The organism is Microcystis sp. M49636_WE2 (assembly GCF_030065375.1).
Taxonomy (GTDB): domain Bacteria; phylum Cyanobacteriota; class Cyanobacteriia; order Cyanobacteriales; family Microcystaceae; genus Microcystis; species Microcystis aeruginosa_C.
On sequence record NZ_JASJFG010000643.1, the window covers coordinates 1 to 2,364 of the forward strand.

The 2,364-nt window shown below is 47.8% G+C and carries 1 protein-coding gene and 1 pseudogene; one reads left to right on the forward strand and one right to left on the reverse strand.

The genetic code is table 11. The features are described from left to right. Window positions 1–56: 56 nt before the first annotated feature. Window positions 57–1,232, forward strand: a pseudogene (locus PX484_RS14940) (transaldolase). A 122-nt stretch (window positions 1,233–1,354) separates the two neighbouring features. Here the strand turns inward: PX484_RS14940 and prfA are convergent. After that, window positions 1,355–2,364, reverse strand: a 1,010-nt coding sequence (gene prfA / locus PX484_RS14945; RefSeq protein ID WP_288104480.1) for a peptide chain release factor 1, incomplete at its 5' end; no start/stop codon positions are given.

Below are 2,364 nucleotides of genomic sequence, written 5' to 3' on the forward strand. Positions count from 1 at the left end.
GATCGAATCGCTAAGATCCAGATAATGTCTCGCGTTAACACGCATCTGGAGAAGTTATGGCTAAAACCCTACTAGAACAATTACGCCAATTTACAGTGGTTGTTGCCGATACCGGCGATATCCAAGCGATCGAAGCTTTTACCCCCCAAGATACCACCACTAACCCCTCCCTGATTACGGCTGCGGCCCAAATGCCCCAATATCAGCCGATTGTCGATCAAACCCTGCAAGCGGCCAGAAAAGAATTAGGGGAGCAGGCCACCCCGGAAGATGTGGCCAAATTAGCTTTTGATCGTCTAGCGATCGGTTTTGGTCTGCAAATCCTGCAAATCGTCCCCGGCCGCGTCTCCACCGAAGTGGATGCTCGTCTTTCCTACGATACCCAAGCTACCATCGACAAGGCCCGTTATCTCATTTCCCAGTATGAACAAGCGGGTATCTCTAGAGAAAGAGTCTTAATTAAAATTGCTTCGACTTGGGAAGGGATTAAAGCGGCAGAAGTCCTCGAAAAAGAAGGAATTCACTGTAATTTAACCCTATTATTCGGTTTTCATCAGGCGATCGCCTGTGCGGAAGCGGGAGTCACCTTAATTTCTCCCTTTGTCGGTCGCATTCTCGATTGGTATAAAAAAGAAACTGGTAAAGACTACGTTGGTGCTGAAGATCCCGGAGTCCAATCCGTTACCCAGATCTATAACTACTATAAAAAGTTTGGCTATAAAACCGAAGTTATGGGGGCAAGTTTCCGCAATATCGGCGAAATTTGCGAGTTAGCTGGTTGTGATCTTTTAACCATTTCCCCGAAACTTCTCGAACAATTGCAAGAGACAGAAGCCGATTTACCCCGTAAGCTCGATCCAGACCAGGCCGCAACCCTTGATATTGTCAAAATTGCCATGGATCAAGCGACTTTTGAGAAAATGCACGCCGAAGATGCCATGGCTTCCGAAAAACTAACGGAAGGTATTCAAGGTTTTACCAAAGCTTTAGAATTATTAGAACAATTGCTGATTCAACGTTTAACCCAGTTGTAAGGTCAGTCAACCCTAGAACACGCCGCCGAAGATATTTTCCCAGTCTATGATCATGATGGGGATGGTTTCATCATCCGGGAAGAATGGGCGGGAACCGATGCGGTATTCGATGCGATCGATATTAACCATGATGGCAGAATTTCTCCCGATGAGATCGCTGTCGGTTTGGGTGCGGCCTTTCGTTTAGTGGAAGCATAGAATTAGTCGTGAGTTGAAGGAACCGGCATCATTCCCCACCCGCACTCACCCCCACCAGTGGGGAAAGTGCCGGAAGTGGGGAGCTTTTTACTGTTCACTGGTAACTGATCACTGATCACTGATTAAGCTGTCTCTTGGGCAGCGGCTAATTCTGCCAGTTTTCCCTGTTGATCCTTGGCGATACAGGATTGGATCACCTCTTCGATGGCGCCGTCTAAAATGCGATCGAGGGAAAAATTCTGATTTAAGCGATGATCGGTGAGACGATTATCCTTATAGTTATAGGTGCGAATTTTTTCCGAACGGGAACCGGTTCCCACCTGAGAGCGTCGCATGGAACTGACCGCTTCCTGTTGTTCCTGTAATTTCATATCGTACAGTTTCGCCCGGAGAATCTGCATAGCTCGTTCCCGGTTTTGCAATTGCGATCGCTCTTCGGTGCAGAAAACCCGGATTCCCGTGGGTTTATGGATTAAATCGACGGCAGTTTCCACTTTATTGACATTTTGACCGCCTGCTCCCCCAGATCTAGCCGTGGTTAACTCAATATCCTTGGGATCGATATGCACTTCCACATCGTCCACTTCTGGCATAATTGCCACGGTAGCGGTGGAAGTGTGGACGCGACCACTTGCTTCCGTCAGAGGAACCCGCTGCACCCGATGGACTCCCGCCTCAAATTTCAGCTTACTATAGACGTTATCGCCTTTAATCTCTAAAATTGCCTCTTTAAATCCCCCCATATCCGCCGGAGATTCACTCAAAAGGCTAACTTTCCATTTTTGAGTTTCGGCATATTTTGAGTACAAACGCACTAAATCCCCCGCCCAAATACTGGCCTCATCACCTCCGGTCCCGGCGCGAATTTCCAGCATGATATTCTTTTCATCGAGGGGATCCCGGGGCAGCAGCAGAATTGTTAATTGGTCTTCCAAAGTGGCGATTTTTGCCTCTAATTCTGCCACTTCTAGGGCGGCCATTTCGCGTAATTCGGGATCGCTGGCGGATTCTTTGAAGATTTGTTTCGCACCGATTAAATCCTCTTGACTTTTTTGCCAAATTTCGTAAGTGTTGACCGTTTCCTCTAGGGAAGCGCGGGATTTGGCCAGACGATGCAATTCACCCGGATTAC